Consider the following 16,260-nt stretch of genomic DNA (forward strand, 5'->3'; position numbering starts at 1 on the left):
ACTACATTATTTTATAAAATATTGGCGAAAGTGCTCATCTGCCAAAGCAGGAATAATGAATGTCAATGCAAGAAAAGCAATTATAACCCAAAAAAATCTTTCGGTTACTATGTAAAGGATAGAAAGTAATATTGCAAACACATAAATACCTGTAAGTAAAACTGTATAATCGTAAATGCCTTCTAATATAGACCTTGGAATAAGTGGGTTGTCAAGATTATAACTTGTTTGAAAATAGGAAGCCCAAAGAGTAATAATTTTGAGCAGAAAAATACCCGCCATTACTAAAACGAATATTTTTCTTTTCCCATTCATAATATTTATTACTTAAAGAATGAATCTACAAACTCATATTTGTTGAATACCTGTAAATCTTCAATTCCTTCACCAACGCCAATATACTTCACAGGAATTTGAAACTGATCTGATATCCCTATTACTACACCGCCTTTAGCAGTACCGTCAAGTTTGGTAACCGCCAGTGATGTAACCTCTGTGGCTGCGGTAAACTGCTTAGCTTGTTCAAAAGCATTTTGCCCTGTAGAACCATCAAGCACCAGCAATACGTCATGCGGAGCATCGCCTATTACTTTTTGCATTACTCTTTTTACTTTAGTAAGCTCATTCATAAGGTTCACTTTGTTGTGCAACCTTCCGGCGGTATCAATAATTACTACATCAGCATCTTGCTTTACCGCTGAATGCAATGTGTCAAATGCTACCGAGGCCGGGTCGCTGCCCATCTGTTGCCTTACAATAGGCACGCCTACCCTGTCTGCCCATACCTGCAACTGGTCTATAGCTGCCGCCCTAAAGGTATCGGCTGCACCAAGTACTACCTTGTACCCTGCTTTTTTAAACTGATAGGCAAGTTTACCAATGGTAGTAGTTTTACCTACGCCATTTACGCCTACAACCATAAGTACATATGGTTTTTTATCCGCAGGGATTTCAAAATCAGTTGCTTCTCCTGAATTGGTCTCTGAAAGCAATGCTGCAATTTCCTCTCTTAATATTTGGTTTAATTCATCTGTACCCAAATATTTATCACGAGATACGCGCTCTTCAATGCGCTCAATAATTTTTAGTGTAGTATTAACACCAACATCCGAAGATACCAGTACTTCCTCTAAATTATCAAGTACTTCATCATCTACTTTGGATTTTCCCGCTACGGCTTTAGAAAGTTTCGAAAAAAAAGAACTTTTTGTTTTTTCAAGCCCCTTATCCAACGTTTCTTTCTTTTCCGATGAAAATATTTTTTTAAAGAAATTCATATTATAAATAGTGTGTTTTTTCCAAGGGTAAATATAGAAAATAAAAAAGCTACTTTCTTTAACGGAAAGTAGCTTTTCTATATATGTTGGGGATTATTATTTCTTCTTAAGAAAATTATCCACTTCTTCAGGAGCCATCACGCTCTCAACAAAAGTATAAGCACCTGTTTTAGGTGATTTTACCATTTTGATAGCTTTGGTTAACCTCTTTGAAGATGTTTGTAACGTTGCTACGGTTTTCTTTGCCATGACTCAATAAATTATTTGATTTCTTTATGAACAGTCACTCTCTTCAAGATCGGATTAAACTTTTTAATCTCTAATCTGTCCGGAGTATTTTTCTTGTTTTTAGTAGTGATATACCTTGAAGTACCCGGTACACCGGAAGCTTTGTGCTCAGTACACTCTAAAATTACCTGGATTCTATTGCCTTTCTTTGCCATTTTTACTAATATATTATTTAGTGCGGATTATTTAATAAATCCTTTTGCTTTAGCTTCTTTCAAAACTGCAGCAATACCATTTTTGTTAATCGTTTTGATAGTAGAAGCGGCTACTCTAAGAGTTATCCACCTGTCTTCTTCAGGAAGATAAAAACGCTTCTTCACTAAGTTTACACTAAACTTTCTCTTAGTCTTGTTCATTGCGTGGGAAACATTATTTCCTACCATCGCTTTTTTACCTGTAAGGGCACAAACTCTTGACATTATATTTCGCTTTTATATCGTTATTCAAAATCAGGGTGCAAAGAAACGAAAAAGAAATATATTACACAAACATAATCAGTTAGTTTTTTAAAATTTCTTTATAAATTTTCTCCAGTGCTTTATTAACTGCCCTGTCTATTACTTTTTCGCGTGGTTGCCCTAGTTTAAACTCTTCGCTATAAACTCCTCCGGGTGTTGCAAACCCTATAAAAACAGTGCCTACATCGGCGCTGCCTTCTTCTTTTGTGGGACCTGCATTTCCTGTTGTGGCAAGTGCATAATCAGTACCAAAAAGAGCTTTGGCGCTTGCTGCCATAGCCTGTGCAACTTCGGCACTTACCACATCATTTTTATCTATAAAATCTTTATCAATACCCAGCAAAGCAACCTTACTTTCTATGGAGTAAGTTACCACTCCGCCTCCAAAATAGTTAGATGCTCCGGGAGCAGCGGTAAGTACCTGGGCAAGTTTACCACCTGTACAGCTCTCGGCCACCGCTATGGTTTTCTTTTGTTCTGTAAGTAGCTTACCTACTACTACTTCAAGCGTTTCATCTTCTTCATACCCCACAATAATATCGCCTATAAGGGCTTTTAGTTTTTCTGCTTCGGCAGCAATACCGGTAAGCAAAATAAGCTCATCTATTCCTCTGGCGCTAAGCCGTAAGCGCACTCTGCCCGGACTTGGCAGGTATGCCAGTTTTATATAATCCGGCAGGTTATTTTCCCAATCTTCTATACGTTCGGCTACAATACTTTCTCCCTGTCCGTATGTAAGTATTGTTTTGTGCAGTATATAGGGGCGTTTGTATTTGGCTATCAATCTTGGCAATACCTCTTTTACCATAATCTCTTTCATTTCATAGGGTACGCCCGGAAGGGATATAAATACGGTTCCTTCCTTTTCCATCCACATGCCGGGTGCTGTACCCACATTGTTAAACAGTACTGTGCTTCGTGATGGTACAAGAGCCTGGTCTTTGTTCATTTGCGAGGCTGCGCGTTGCAATACCTGCTCTATAAGTGTTACAACATGGGTGAGTACTTCCTGATTAATAACCAGCTCGTCATCAAAATACTCGCAAAGTGTTTTTTTGGTAATGTCGTCTTTTGTAGGTCCTAATCCGCCTGTAATAATTACAACTTCTACATGGTTTTGTAATGTGGAAAGTGTATTGAGTATATGCTGCCTTTCATCACTTACCGATCGCATTTCATAAACTCCTATTCCTATTTTATCTAAAGCCTTGGCAATATACCCCGAGTTAGTATCTGTTATCTGCCCAATGAGTATTTCGTCGCCTACCGTTACAATGGCTGCTCTCATATTGTATTTTAAAGATTAAAATCTTTTTTAAGTTCTTTGATGGTGAGGCTTACATAATCTTTCAGATTCTTGACTACCTCTTTTATCTCTTTCTTTTTCCCTTCTGCTCTTGTCCATTCTTCTATTGTCAAAACATCATGATAGGCAATATCCATGCCCAACAAATCAAGCGTAGGCTTTATTTTATGGGCAGCATAATATACTTTTTTATGATTCTTTTCTTTTAAACCTTCTTTTATATTTTGTATTTCCACAGGTACTTCTTCTATAAATAAAATCACTATCTGCTTTGCGAAATCTACATCATTGTCAGAAATCGCATATACTTTCGATAAGTTATAATTTAAAGCCATTATTTTACTTGTATCCTAAATAATTTTCTCCCTTCTAAATACCCTTCCAGCACATCATTATGGTTTACTTTTGCCACACCTTTTGGAGTACCTGTAAAAATGATATCGCCTTTTTTCAGTGTAAAGTATTGTGATACATAGGCAATAAGCTCATCTATTTTCCATAGCATTTGCTGTGTATTTCCTGTTTGTACCACACTATCATTATTGGTTAATTTAAAATTAAGATTATTTACATCTCTTAATTCTGATTTACTTATAAATTGACCTACTACGGCAGAACCGTCAAATGCTTTTGCTTTTTCCCAAGGCAAGCCCTTTTCTTTCAGTTTAGCCTGAAGGTCGCGCGCTGTAAAATCGATACCCAACCCTATTTCATCATAATACTTATGGGCAAACTTGGCATCTATATATTTTCCTACTTTATGTATTTTTACGAGCACCTCTACTTCATGGTGTACATCATTACTAAACTCCGGTATTACAAACGGAAATTTTTTGAGCACTACAGCCGTTTCGGGCTTCATGAAAATAACGGGCTCATCCGGTCGTTCGTTTTGCAATTCGCTTATATGGTCGGCATAATTCCTACCTATACAAATAATCTTCATCTTTATGCTCGAATTCGTTTATGCTAATTTATTATTCAATTTTCGCAGCTTTATAGCCGTCAGCACTTTTTTAGTATAAAGCGGAAAATCAGCATTTTGCATCCAACCATAATATCCGGGTTCTTCCTCCAGCACTTTTTCTACTTTAGCTCCTTTATTTTTACCAAAGCTAAATATTTCGTCGCCATCTTTATCAAGTGTAATAAACCCTGCAAAATCTACTGCTATCTTTCGGGTAGTAAATTCTGAAAGTGCTTTAATATCATTGGGCAAATCATCATAACGGTCGAGTTGCGATTTCAGTATCTCGTATGTAGCGTTGGTATCTGCTTCGGCACTGTGGGCATTTTCTAATGTTTCCCCACAATAAAATTTATAAGCCGCACTAAGGGTACGCTCTTCTTTTTTATGAAAAATGGTCTGTACATCTACCGAAACACGGTTTTTCATATCAAAATCAACTCCGGCACGAAGTAGTTCTTCCGCCAGTAGCGGAATATCAAATCTGTCCGAATTATATCCTCCCAAATCAGCGTCTTTCATCATATTATACACTTGGGCAGACAGTTCTTTAAAAGTAGGTTCATTAGCTACTTTTTCATCAGTAATACCATGAAACGCTGTTGTTTCGGGCGGTATCGGTCGTTCGGGGTTTACAAGCCACGTCCTGCTCTCTTTATTGCCGTTAGGATATACCTTTAGTATCGAGATTTCAACAATTCTGTCTTTAGTAATATCAGTACCCGTCGTTTCAAGATCAAAAAAGCAAATGGGTCTGCGTAGTTTAAGTTCCATATCTAATATTGTATAATTACAAATATAGCCTTAGAATATTTTAAAAAGAAACGGTATCAGTAATTTATTATCGTTTTGCACAGTAGTACCAAAAAACGCTACTCATCACAATCCCACACAAAATCGGCAACCGGATATTGTTTTTTTACATAATCAAAATGCCACCATTCATTATCATATGGGGTAAAGCCCGCCCGAATCATAATTTTACGGAGCAATTTTCTGTTTTTTTTAGCTCCTTTAGAAATGGCTTGTGCAGCGTAATGCGAAAGTTCTGAGAAATCGTCAAACTCATTACCCATATCCAATAAATTCCCCTCCTCGTCAGCCAAAGCTATATCTACCGCCAATCCTCTGTTGTGATTAGAGCCTTTACCCGGCTTGGCTACATAGCGCGGATTGTTTACTATTTCATACATTTTGTATTGAAACTGGTAAGGGCGGTAACAATCATAAATAACCAGTTTAAGGTTTCTTCTTTTAGCCAATCGGTTAGCATTATTCAACGCTTCGGCTGCTTCGGGACGTAAAAAACAGCGCGCACACGGGTAAATTTTTTGGTGCATAAAGTTAGCCGTATCAGCATACGCCATTTTATTTATAACATCAACACTGTCAAAACGTATTTCACTCCACTCTGTAGAAACAGAATCGACTATAGCGATATAAGGCTCCACAGGTACAGCGGATCTTCTGGGAGCATTCCCTATACTGAGCAGAATAAATATCCAATGAAAATCCATAATTACGTTTTTGTTATTCAAATATAGCCATAAAAAAGCCTGCTATTTAAGCAGGCTTTTTGTTTTATATAGTAAATCACTAATTAATCTCTCTGTTTATATATATCCAACCTGTTTTTTGCTCTCCGGACATTTGAGTTCCATTAGTATAACTCATACTATAAAAGTATGTGCCTGTTGGCAGTTCATTCCCGTTATCAGACTGCCCATGCCACTCATTCGTATAATTGGATGCGGTATAAACTTTTACGCCATATCGGTTAAATACGGATATTTCTTTTACATTGAAGCCTGTAAGATCGAAAGAATCGTTCATACCGTCGCTGTTAGGCGAAATACCTCTCTGAATGAAACATTTATTGACAATTATATCAAAACTTACAGATGTGCTGCATCCTAAGCTGTTCTCTGCGCTAATCCATATAGTCTGACTATCAGCTGTTGTATTTTGAAAAGCCTCAGGAGAACTAATTGTTATAAGCTCTCCATTATCCTCATAAGCATACGTAAGCGTGATATCGGGGTTATTACCTGTTACCTGGCTTTCTATTGTAGTTAAATCAAAAGTTATGAAGCCATCATTATCATCATCACAATCTTCAATGCTATCAGCCTGAGCAAGTACAGGTAATGGTTCTGCTATCAACTGTAAAGCTACTGTAGTGTAACATGCTGTTGCATTTTCAACACGCACCCATATCTGGCTTTCCTGAGCCGTTGTTGTATAAAGCAAAGGCAGTTGTGTTGCCAAATTTCCTGTTTCTGCTTCTGCTTGCGTTGCATAAAATGTTACTATAGTATTTGGATTTGTAGCTAAAACCTCATCCTGTGCTAAAGTAAGGTCGAAATCAACAGAACCATCATTATCGGTATCGCAGGAAATAAGGTCATTAAGCGCATTAACCACAGGAACAGGCTCTACTGTTACTTGCATGCTTTCTATAGCATAGCAGCCTGTATTTGAATTTTCGATTCTCACCCATATCATTTGATTAAAAGGAACTGTATTAGTAAATGCCACAGGGAGCTGATCTGTCGCAGTATTATTTTCAGCCTCAGTTTCGCTTTCATAAAAAGTAACAACAAGGTCAGTATTGCCACCTTCTATCTGATCAGCGGCTGTATTAAGATTAAATTCTGCGAAGCCGTCATTTTCATCACTATCACATACCATCAAATCTGAAGGTGTATTGTAGCTTACCGGAGGAAATAAAGTTACTGACTCAATAGTACTGGCGAGGCAACTGCCGTTTACAGTATATTCTACAAAATAAGTTGCACCGGGAGTTCCGCCGGATATTGTTCCGGTAGTACTATCAATTACAGATCCGTCAGCAGGTACAGGATTAAAGGCAAATGTACCTCCTGCATCTCCGGTTACTGTGGCTGTAGCTCCCTCGCAATCAGGAGTCATAGCGAATGAAGCACTGCCTGCTGCAATAGTAACTGTAGCACTGCCTGTGACATCAGCTTCGCAAAACGGAGCTTCTGTAAGCGCTACATTTACAAGCTGTACTATTTGTTGTGATGAAGCAGTTACCGCCAGGCTGGCTGCACCTGTATCATCAAGAAGTATGGTTTGTTCGTCTCCGCCATTAAGTGTATAAGTCACTTCACTATCCGGAGTACCGCTAAAATTGAAAACAGCATCTTCCCCACTACAAACAGGCGAAGCGGCAGCGGTAACGGTAACATCAGGGTTAGGTATAACAGTTATAGTAAAACTTTCTTCTGTAACCACTCCGCAGTTATCCGTTATGGTAAGGGTATAGGTTGTAGTGGCATCCGGTGTAAAAGTCGGGTCTGCTATATTAGTATTACTGACTCCTGTTGCAGGAGACCATTGATAGTTAGTTGCTCCGGGAAAAGTACCGTCAATATCTGTTACTGCTTCTCCTAAACATACTGTCTTATCGTCTAAAGGTGATTCTAAAAATGACAGGTATTGAAAACAAACTGATTGCTGGTTTGTAGCATCTCCTGTAGAGGCAGTGAAACCGAAGTAAACCGTAGATTCTCCTCCGAAAACGGTATTTATAATATCTCCCGTATAATTAATGCGCTCATTGCAATCAAAAATTACAATAAATCTTTGCTCTTGGGCACGCCATTTTATTTTCACTTCGTGTTCTGTATTATTTTCGATATTTACAGAGGTAGCCGAAGCCTGCACATAACTTGTAAGGCTGTTGGGAGAAAGATGGTTTGTATTACCGTTTTTTTGTAAAGCGATATGGTCGTAATACGGGTCATTTATAGCTCCTCCGGAGTTTTGATACGTATCAAATTCTACCGCAAGAGAAGGTGTTTCGGGCAATTGCTGGTATCCAAGCCCTTCTCCGGGAAGACCTATAACCGGATTGGCAGTGGTTTTCAATACAAAAGCCATCCCGTCTGCTCCGCTATCGCTTGAGCCAAAAAAACCATTAAAAACAATATCAAAATCCTGATTCAGGTCTATAGGATTATCATACCAGGCAGCACCTGCCTGCTGCTGTAAATTGGGTGTAATAACATAACAACCATCTCCTGTAGAATAAGCATTGCCTACATAGGATGGTACTAACTGTGCCCAAGTATGAGTTGAGAACATCAGCCCGATTGTAATGACTAATGTTTTAAGTAAAGATTTTTTCATAGCATTTTTCAATTTATTGGTTATATCATTTTATTAGCTTTTACTTTTTAGGAAAGCATACAAAATGTAAGGAAAAATAGTTTTTTTCATTGTTCTGCCATGCTGGGAGGGTTTATATACTTTCGCAAATCCTATATATATATCAATCAGTTAAAAATACATTTTAAAGACGGAAGTTAAATATATAAATATTCTTTAATATCTTTATGGTTATCATAACAATATTTCCGACATCAGGAACAAATAAGTAATAATTAATTATAGCTTTTAAAAATTAATTATAAATATCATTATATTTTAATATTAAAGAGTAAAATTGAGTATCAAAAAAAATCCCGCCATTGCTGACGGGATTAAATATACTGAGTTTTAAAATTTGACTATATATCTCTGTTAAGGTCAAAAGCTTCAAGATATTCTGCTACTCGTTTTACGAATGAACCTCCCAATGCGCCATCTACAACCCTGTGGTCATAACTGTGTGAAAGGAACATTTTTTGACGGATACCGATAAAATCTCCCTCAGGAGTTTCGATAACCGCAGGCACTTTACGAATAGCTCCCAATGCCAAGATACCTACTTGCGGCTGATTGATAATGGGTGTACCAAACACACTGCCAAATGTACCTACGTTAGTAACGGTATAAGTACCACCCTGAGTATCGTCCGGTTTTAGTTTTCCTGCTTTGGCACGGTTGCCTAAGTCGTTTACTGCTTTTGCCATACCTACCAGATTAAGCTGATCGGCATTTTTAATAACAGGTACAATAAGGTTGCCGTTTGGCAGGGCTGCTGCCATACCAAGGTTTATATTTTTCTTTTTAATGATATAATCACCTTCTACAGATATGTTCATACCGGGGAAATCTTTCAGCGCACGCGCTACAGCTTCCATAAATATCGGGGTAAAAGTCAGCTTTTCGCCTTCTCGTTTTTCAAATGTGTTTTTAACTTTGTCCCTCCATTTTACAATATTGGTAACATCAACCTCGATAAACGACTGTACGTGTGCCGATGTTTGTACGGATTGTACCATGTAACCTGAAATCAGCTTACGCATACGATCCATCTCTACAACCTCGTCCTGCCCGTTTACTGATACCGGAGCAGCTTTGGCTGCTGCCACAGGCGCGGGCTGCTGTACTGCCGGGGCTGCAACAGGCTGGTTTGTTCTGTTTTTAATATAATCGAGTATGTCGTTTTTAGTAACTCTTCCGTCTTTGCCTGTACCGTTTATGGCTTCAAGCTCAGTAAGGGAAACACCTTCTTCTTTGGCAATATTTTTTACTAACGGCGAAAAGAATTTCTCTGAGTCTGAGAAATCAACAGGCGCAGCAACGGTTTCTTTAGCTGTTTCTACTGATTGTTCAACTGCGGCAACGTTGGCTTTGGTAGTCGTTTCTGAAGGAGCATCTACTGCAACACCGCCTTCAATTTCTATATAGGCAATGGTTTGCCCTACCTGAACAACATCGTCAACCTGAAAAAGTATTTCTGACAAAACTCCGGAAACTTCTGATGGAACTTCAGAATCTACTTTATCGGTAGCGATTTCTAAAACTGCTTCATCTGCTTCAATGCGGTCGCCCACATTTTTTAACCAGTTTGTAATGGTTGCTTCTGCAACACTCTCACCCATTTTGGGTAATTTTAGTTCAAATTTTGCCATATCGTTAACCTAAAGGTAAAATTAATGTTTCTGTTTGCGAAATTAATAAAAAAAATAACTTATTACTTACCTCTCAATAATTATTCGTTGTGTATCACTACAATTTTTTACCATGTAAGTACACTGCCTCTTCCGTTACTATTGTTACTGCCTAAAATAAAGTTACATCCCGCAGGCTTTATCTTAAAAGTATAACCTTGATTTTTATGACACTCCATTATGGTAATAATTTCGCCAAACGAAAGCATCTCATTATCAAATATAACTTCTATTCTTTTTTTATGCGAATTTTTAGCCGAAAATAACATTGTCTGTTTATATTCGGCCAATCGGATTACTTTTTTACCTGTAGTCTTTTCAAGATGTTCTTTTAAAGATTCTTCTTTAGAAAACAAAAGGTATTCTTCGGGCTGTATTACCACTGTTTTTTTATTCTTTTTTGCGATGACAAAAAATGACACACTTGTTTTCATAAACAAATCGAAGGCTGCCGATTTTTTAAAATGCTTACGGTAAAACTCCTGCATGGCATCGTTAAAGCGTTTCATATACGTTTTATCCCGAACGGTGCTTTCTCCCTTATAATGCAGTATTGAAGTTCCCGGATAATACATGTTCTTTTTACCTGCTTTCAATACAGTATAAGAAATATCTACATCTTCGCCATACATAAAGTAATCTTCATCAAAACCGCCTACACTACGATAAAGCTCGCGTTCCATAAACATAAAAGCACCCGTTAATATATCAGTTTGTCCTGTTGTGTTCTCATCAAGATGCTGTGCATAATACTTATTAAATAAGGAAAGTTTCGGAAACACTTTATATAACCCGGCTATTTTGCTCATAGCAACCCAAGGCGTAGGTGTACCGCGCTTGCTTTCGGGCAGGAAGTTTCCTGTACCGTCTATCATTTTTACACCTGTAATACCTAAATTTTGCTGTGTGGATACAAATGCGAACAGTTTATGAAAGGTTTCCTCGCCCACCACAGTATCAGGATTTAGTATGCATACATACTTACCTTTTGCACGGGCAACACCTACGTTGTTACCAATGGGAAAGCCTGCATTTTCTTTTTGGGCTATAAGTTGTACATCAGGGAAGCGTTGCGCCATCATGGCACAACTATCGTCGGGGGAGTTATTATCTACAACTATAATTTCTCCGTCTATACCTTCAAGGGCTTTTTGTACACTAAGTACACATTGTTCTAAAAAATACCGGACGTTATAGTTAAGGATTATTACTGATAGTTGCATTGGGCAAATATAGTATTTATAAGTATTTGAGTAAATAATTACTATCGCGACTATTATTATGGAAGAGTAAAATGTCTAACTTTTTACTATCTGTATGCAATTTATAATATAGTGTTGTTTGTTTTGACATAACAAAACTATAAATATCTTTTGCTGTTATGCACCTACCTATCATGGGGGTTCTTTGAAGAATTGCTATAAAATTCTCAGTAAGATTGATGAATTTAACAACCTCTTGTGTGTTCCACTTCAACAATATAAAGTTTAACTCATCATTATAGGAACTTTCGGCAAGCGTAGTCCAATGTACACTATACTCCATTAAGCAATATTATACTTTTTCTTTATCGCCATCATTACCTCTTCATGAGCTTTTACTTTACCGGAAGTACTTTGCTCTAAACTTATATCGATAGCTTGTTTTATTTCGGGGTTCAATTCATCCCAAGCATTTCTCTTTTCATCAAGAATAGCTTCAAGTCGGTATAAAACCTCATCCTCTTCTACTTTAAGGAGCTTCTCTATCATTTTATATTTTCTTGATTCAATATCCATAATAGTATTAATTATTATCAAATATACGAAATATCATAAAGGAGTAATAAAAAAGCACCCTTTTCAGGATGCTTTCTCTCAACTAACCAATTCAAATTATTATTATGAAATCTCTATTAACCTTTTTGCTTTTGGTAATGCATCTTCTTTTTTAGGAAGCATTATTGTTAAAATACCATCTTGGTATGAAGCATTGATGTCATCAGTGTTTACACTTTCAGGCAATGTAAATGCACGCTTGAATGAGGAGTAACTAAACTCTCTTCGGGTAAACTTACCTTCTTCCTGCTCTGTTTTCTCGTTTTTAATTTCATAGGAAATAGTCAACAAGTCATTTTCCACCTCAATATTAAAGTCTTCCTTTTTAAATCCGGGAGCCATAAGTGCTACCGTAAAAGCGTTATCTGTTTCCTTAATATTTACAGGAGGTATCATTTTATTTACCATTTGCGAACCACCTGCCCAGTCCTTAAAAATTTCATCCATAATAGATGGAAATAAACCATTTACGTTGCTGTTGTTTCGTTTTACTAAGTTCATAATGCTATATTTTTTAATTAAACTTGAAATATTGTTTTACGATTTACCAATAGTCAAGTTTTGTTCCAATCAAAAAAATACCGACATAATGACACTTTAAGCGACATAATGTCATTTACAGATAATAATTGTAAGTAATTATAAATAGCCTATTTTTGCAAAAAAAGCGACATAGTGAATTACCTTTCAGTAGAAAACATATCCAAATCTTTTGGCGAACGTACCCTTTTCGAAAATATATCCTTTGGTATTAATAAAGACCAAAAAGTAGCCTTTGTGGCAAAAAACGGTACAGGAAAAACCAGCATATTAAAAATAATAACAGGCGAAGACATGCCCGATACCGGGCAGGTAGTGGTGCGCAAAGAGATAAAAATGGCTTTCCTGCCCCAAGAGCCTAACCTGAACCCGGAACTCTCGATTGAGGAAAGTATTTTTGCTTCGGATAACGAGGTACTGAAAATTATTGAACAATACGAAAAAGCACTGGAAAACCCTGAGGATGAAGAAGTGTACCAAAAAGCTTTTGAGCGAATGGACATGCACAACGCCTGGGATTTTGAAACACAATACAAGCAAATACTATCCAAACTAAAGCTTGACGACCTGAAACTAAAGGTTAAAAGCCTTTCGGGCGGACAAAAAAAGCGTTTGGCACTGGCTATTATCCTGATTAATAAACCCGATTTATTAATACTGGATGAGCCTACCAACCACCTTGACCTTGAAATGATAGAATGGCTGGAAAATTATTTTGCCAAAGAAAACATGACGCTGTTTATGGTTACGCACGACCGTTTTTTCTTAGAACGTGTGTGTAATGAGATAATAGAACTGGAAAACGGAAAACTCTATCAATATAAAGGCAACTACTCCTATTATCTTACCAAAAAAGAAGAACGTATTGCTGCCGAAAATGCGAGTATAGACAAAGCACAAAACCTGTTTGTAAAGGAACTGGCATGGATGCGCCGCCAACCCAAAGCGCGTACTACCAAGTCGAAATCTAGGCAGGATGATTTTTATGTTATTCAGGAAAAGGCCAACAGCCGCCGCAAGGAGCACCAAATTGAGCTGGAAATAAATATGGAGCGCATGGGCAGTAAAATTGTAGAACTGCACAACGTATCTAAAAAATTTAAGGAAAAAACTATACTCGACAATTTTAGTTTCAACTTTAAAAAAGGCGAACGCATAGGTATCATTGGTAAAAACGGAACAGGAAAATCGACTTTCCTAAACTTACTTACCCAAACCATACCCCCGGATGGCGGTAAAGTAGTAGTAGGCGATACTATAAAAATAGGCTACTACACCCAAAGCGGTATAAACCCGAAACCCGAACAAAAGGTTATTGATATTATTAAGGAATATGGCGAATATATACCCTTGGCAAAAGGCAGAATGATATCCGCAGGGCAATTGTTGGAACGCTTTTTATTCGACCGCAAAAAACAATATGATTTTGTAGAAAAACTAAGCGGTGGTGAGCTAAAACGCTTGTACCTGTGTACGGTATTGATACAAAACCCAAATTTCCTGATACTGGATGAGCCTACCAACGATCTTGATATTGTAACCCTTAACGTACTGGAAAGTTTCCTGCTCGATTATCCGGGCTGCTTGCTGGTAGTAAGTCACGACAGGTATTTTATGGATAAAATTGTAGATCACCTGTTTATATTTCGGGGAGAAGGTGTTATTGAAGATTTTCCCGGCAACTACAGCGACTTCCGAACGTATGAAGACAGTAGCGAGCCTAACAAAGAAACACTAAAGCCCGCAGGAGATACTACCGCTAAAAAAACGTGGAAACAAAATAACACCAAAGCAGGTTTAAACTTTAACGAGCAGAAGGAATACAATAAAATTGAAAAAGAGATAAAAGACTTAGAGCGCGAAAAAGAAGCCATAGAAGCACTTTTTGCCGAAGGTAAAATTGCAGATGCCGATATTGCCAAAAAAGCGGAGGAACTGCAAGCGGTGCTAAACAAAATGGATGAAAAAACAGAACGCTGGTTTGAACTCAGTGCAAAACTGGAGGAATAATTAATTGTTTATGAGTGTACAGCCCTATATACAATTCCTTTGGAATTCTAAAAATGCACACAACGTGCACTCCCCTTTTGTATATGGTATTGTTACCAAATGTTTCCATAGAAGAATACCTCAGCTTTATACCAAAAAGAAAAATATTCCGGTAAAAAACCTGAACTTACAAAGCGTAAATACACTACACAAAATAGTCGTAGGGCTTAAACCTGCAAAACTATATGTATTGGGAGATAAAGCTGCCGAAATAACCGAAATATTACGAATTTCGGGTGAAGAAGCAAACACCCGACCTTGGTTTTTCTCCACATTAGCCCCTATACCCGGTGCTATTGATTTAGCATATATATCCGAAAAAGATACCGCATCACTCCTACCCTTACTGGAACAAATACTACCCAATGCAAATGGCAATACAGTATGTATTGTGGGCAACATCCACGCTACCGAAGCAATGGAAAAGGCTTGGAAAACGATAAAAGAAAACCCAAATGTTACCGTTACTGTTGATACGTGTCATTTAGGATTAATATTTTTCAGGCAAGGGCAGGCAAAACAACATTTTATCATACGTCCCTTTAAGAACAGAGTTATTGATGCCGTCTTAGGCATCCGTACCCTGTGGGGATTACTGGCTTAGTTGTTTCGCAGTGCCTCAATCAGCTCCTGCTTATTCATTGCAGAGCGACCGCTTATACCCACTTTTTTAGCCTGTTCATACAAGTCCTGCTTAGTGCGCTCTTCATATTTAGAGGCTTTACCGCCCCGGTATCCGGAATCTTCGGTATTGGCTATACGTGCCGATTTTTCTTTGCTATAGCCCTTATCCCTAAGTGCTTCATACTGCTCCGGGTTTTTAACCCTCGAGTTTAATTTCTTTTCAGGTGCCATAATACAATATTTTATAGTTTAACACCCTTAAAGGTAGTAAACCTAACACAGTTAATGCGTTAAGCATCAGTTAAAAACAAAGAAAGCTGCTCTTGTACAGAGCAGCCTTTCTTTATGCAAACTAATAATCAACCTTCAAAATTATTCTTTGCAATGTTATTCCGCAGCTTCTTTCGCTGCCTCATTCTCATTACTTTTAGCGGTCATTCTTTCCCACTTAAACTGAGGAGCAAATTCTAACTTAAGACTGGCAATCTTACCATTATCTTCAGATGACAGACCTTCTTTTTCAACCGTGTTTTTTCTGGCATCAAGCGCTTCATACCAATTTTTTATTTTATCAAAATCCTCACGCGAATAATTGTCTTTATTAGCCTGGAAGGTGTTTACAAAATTTTGGTAAACGCTAAGTATGTTATCCTTGTTTACCCAGGTAAAGTCCATATCGTCACCCACAGCATTGGCTTCGCCAAAGTAGCTCACATAAAGCGAATTTCCGCTTTCTTTATTAGCCATTTCAGAAATATTGGTTTTAAGTTCTTCATATTTCTGTTTCGTTTCGTTTATTCTCTCTTCGGCATTCGCTCTGTCTTCCAGGTTTTCTATAGCAGTTTCTGCCTCCGAAAGCCTTCTTTGGTATTGCGCATCGATAGCATCCCAGTTAAACATTTTTTCTTCGTCGTCAAGGCTATATACAGAATCGACATACGCCTCGTAACTATCTACATTCTTCTCGGCAGCCATTTCGGCGTCATGCTTACAAGATGTTAGTCCCGCTGCAATTATAGCAGCTCCCAACATTACATTTAATTTTTTCATAATGGATTTGTTTTTTATGT

General features: G+C 37.7%; 19 protein-coding genes. 2 read left to right on the top strand and 17 right to left on the bottom strand.

The genetic code is table 11. The features are described from left to right. Positions 1 to 6: 6 nt before the first annotated feature. The 15 genes from E0W68_RS03450 to E0W68_RS03520 form a co-directional block, all read right to left on the bottom strand. Entirely contained in the window at positions 7 to 315 is a 309-nt protein-coding gene (locus E0W68_RS03450; protein WP_135218021.1) for a hypothetical protein, read from the bottom strand. 8 nt (positions 316 to 323) lie between these two features. Next, entirely contained in the window at positions 324 to 1,277 is a 954-nt protein-coding gene (gene ftsY / locus E0W68_RS03455) for a signal recognition particle-docking protein FtsY (RefSeq protein ID WP_135218022.1), read from the bottom strand. A 96-nt stretch (positions 1,278 to 1,373) separates the two neighbouring features. Beyond that, a complete protein-coding gene (locus E0W68_RS03460; protein WP_135218023.1) occupies positions 1,374 to 1,526 on the bottom strand; it encodes a DUF4295 domain-containing protein in 153 nt (50 codons plus the stop codon). A gap of 11 nt (positions 1,527 to 1,537) precedes the next feature. Next, a complete protein-coding gene (rpmG, locus tag E0W68_RS03465; RefSeq protein ID WP_026981158.1) occupies positions 1,538 to 1,720 on the bottom strand; it encodes a 50S ribosomal protein L33 in 183 nt (60 codons plus the stop codon). A 27-nt stretch (positions 1,721 to 1,747) separates the two neighbouring features. Continuing rightward, complete coding sequence (gene rpmB / locus E0W68_RS03470) at positions 1,748 to 1,984, bottom strand: 50S ribosomal protein L28 (RefSeq protein WP_135218024.1); 237 nt, start codon at positions 1,982 to 1,984, stop codon at positions 1,748 to 1,750. Between the two features lie 79 nt (positions 1,985 to 2,063). Continuing rightward, positions 2,064 to 3,311, bottom strand: coding sequence for a CinA family nicotinamide mononucleotide deamidase-related protein (locus E0W68_RS03475; RefSeq protein WP_135218025.1), 1,248 nt, complete (start codon positions 3,309 to 3,311; stop codon positions 2,064 to 2,066). Between the two features lie 8 nt (positions 3,312 to 3,319). Then, entirely contained in the window at positions 3,320 to 3,664 is a 345-nt protein-coding gene (locus tag E0W68_RS03480) for an Hpt domain-containing protein (RefSeq protein WP_135218026.1), read from the bottom strand. Continuing rightward, on the bottom strand, positions 3,664 to 4,275 hold the full coding sequence (locus E0W68_RS03485; protein WP_135218027.1) for a fumarylacetoacetate hydrolase family protein: 612 nt from the start codon (positions 4,273 to 4,275) through the stop codon (positions 3,664 to 3,666). Before E0W68_RS03485 ends, E0W68_RS03480 begins: the two co-directional genes overlap by 1 nt. Positions 4,276 to 4,293: 18 nt before the next feature. Further along, positions 4,294 to 5,070 (bottom strand): 3'-5' exonuclease, encoded by a 777-nt coding sequence (locus E0W68_RS03490; protein ID WP_135218028.1) that lies wholly within the window; start codon positions 5,068 to 5,070, stop codon positions 4,294 to 4,296. Between the two features lie 98 nt (positions 5,071 to 5,168). Continuing rightward, positions 5,169 to 5,813, bottom strand: a complete 645-nt coding sequence (locus E0W68_RS03495; protein ID WP_135218029.1) for a M15 family metallopeptidase — start codon at positions 5,811 to 5,813, stop codon at positions 5,169 to 5,171. 79 nt (positions 5,814 to 5,892) lie between these two features. Beyond that, positions 5,893 to 8,451, bottom strand: a complete 2,559-nt coding sequence (locus tag E0W68_RS03500; RefSeq protein WP_135218030.1) for a lectin-like domain-containing protein — start codon at positions 8,449 to 8,451, stop codon at positions 5,893 to 5,895. Between the two features lie 380 nt (positions 8,452 to 8,831). Further along, entirely contained in the window at positions 8,832 to 10,121 is a 1,290-nt protein-coding gene (locus E0W68_RS03505; RefSeq protein ID WP_135218031.1) for a dihydrolipoamide acetyltransferase family protein, read from the bottom strand. Between the two features lie 107 nt (positions 10,122 to 10,228). After that, entirely contained in the window at positions 10,229 to 11,383 is a 1,155-nt protein-coding gene (locus tag E0W68_RS03510) for a glycosyltransferase family 2 protein (RefSeq protein ID WP_135218032.1), read from the bottom strand. 321 nt (positions 11,384 to 11,704) lie between these two features. Continuing rightward, positions 11,705 to 11,938 (bottom strand): hypothetical protein, encoded by a 234-nt coding sequence (locus tag E0W68_RS03515; protein WP_135218033.1) that lies wholly within the window; start codon positions 11,936 to 11,938, stop codon positions 11,705 to 11,707. A 102-nt stretch (positions 11,939 to 12,040) separates the two neighbouring features. Further along, complete coding sequence (locus tag E0W68_RS03520) at positions 12,041 to 12,478, bottom strand: Hsp20/alpha crystallin family protein (protein WP_135218034.1); 438 nt, start codon at positions 12,476 to 12,478, stop codon at positions 12,041 to 12,043. Between the two features lie 174 nt (positions 12,479 to 12,652). Between E0W68_RS03520 and E0W68_RS03525 the strand changes: the two genes are divergently transcribed. Both E0W68_RS03525 and E0W68_RS03530 read left to right on the top strand, forming a co-directional pair. Further along, the gene (locus E0W68_RS03525) at positions 12,653 to 14,527 is read left to right on the top strand and encodes an ABC-F family ATP-binding cassette domain-containing protein (protein ID WP_135218035.1); all 1,875 of its coding nucleotides are present in this window, start codon (positions 12,653 to 12,655) and stop codon (positions 14,525 to 14,527) included. Positions 14,528 to 14,537: 10 nt separating this feature from the next. Then, positions 14,538 to 15,170 carry a hypothetical protein gene (locus tag E0W68_RS03530; protein WP_135218036.1) on the top strand — a complete coding sequence of 211 codons (633 nt, stop codon included), beginning with the start codon at positions 14,538 to 14,540 and terminating at the stop codon, positions 15,168 to 15,170. Here the strand turns inward: E0W68_RS03530 and E0W68_RS03535 are convergent. Then, positions 15,167 to 15,421, bottom strand: coding sequence for a Rho termination factor N-terminal domain-containing protein (locus E0W68_RS03535; RefSeq protein ID WP_135218037.1), 255 nt, complete (start codon positions 15,419 to 15,421; stop codon positions 15,167 to 15,169). The genes E0W68_RS03530 and E0W68_RS03535 overlap by 4 nt on opposite strands. 156 nt (positions 15,422 to 15,577) lie before the next feature. Beyond that, positions 15,578 to 16,240: a hypothetical protein gene (locus E0W68_RS03540; protein ID WP_135218038.1), complete on the bottom strand. Its 663-nt coding sequence runs from the start codon at positions 16,238 to 16,240 to the stop codon at positions 15,578 to 15,580. Positions 16,241 to 16,260: the final 20 nt, after the last annotated feature.

The sequence above is a fragment of the Flavobacterium salilacus subsp. salilacus genome (assembly GCF_004634195.1).
GTDB classification, from domain to species: domain Bacteria; phylum Bacteroidota; class Bacteroidia; order Flavobacteriales; family Flavobacteriaceae; genus Flavobacterium; species Flavobacterium salilacus.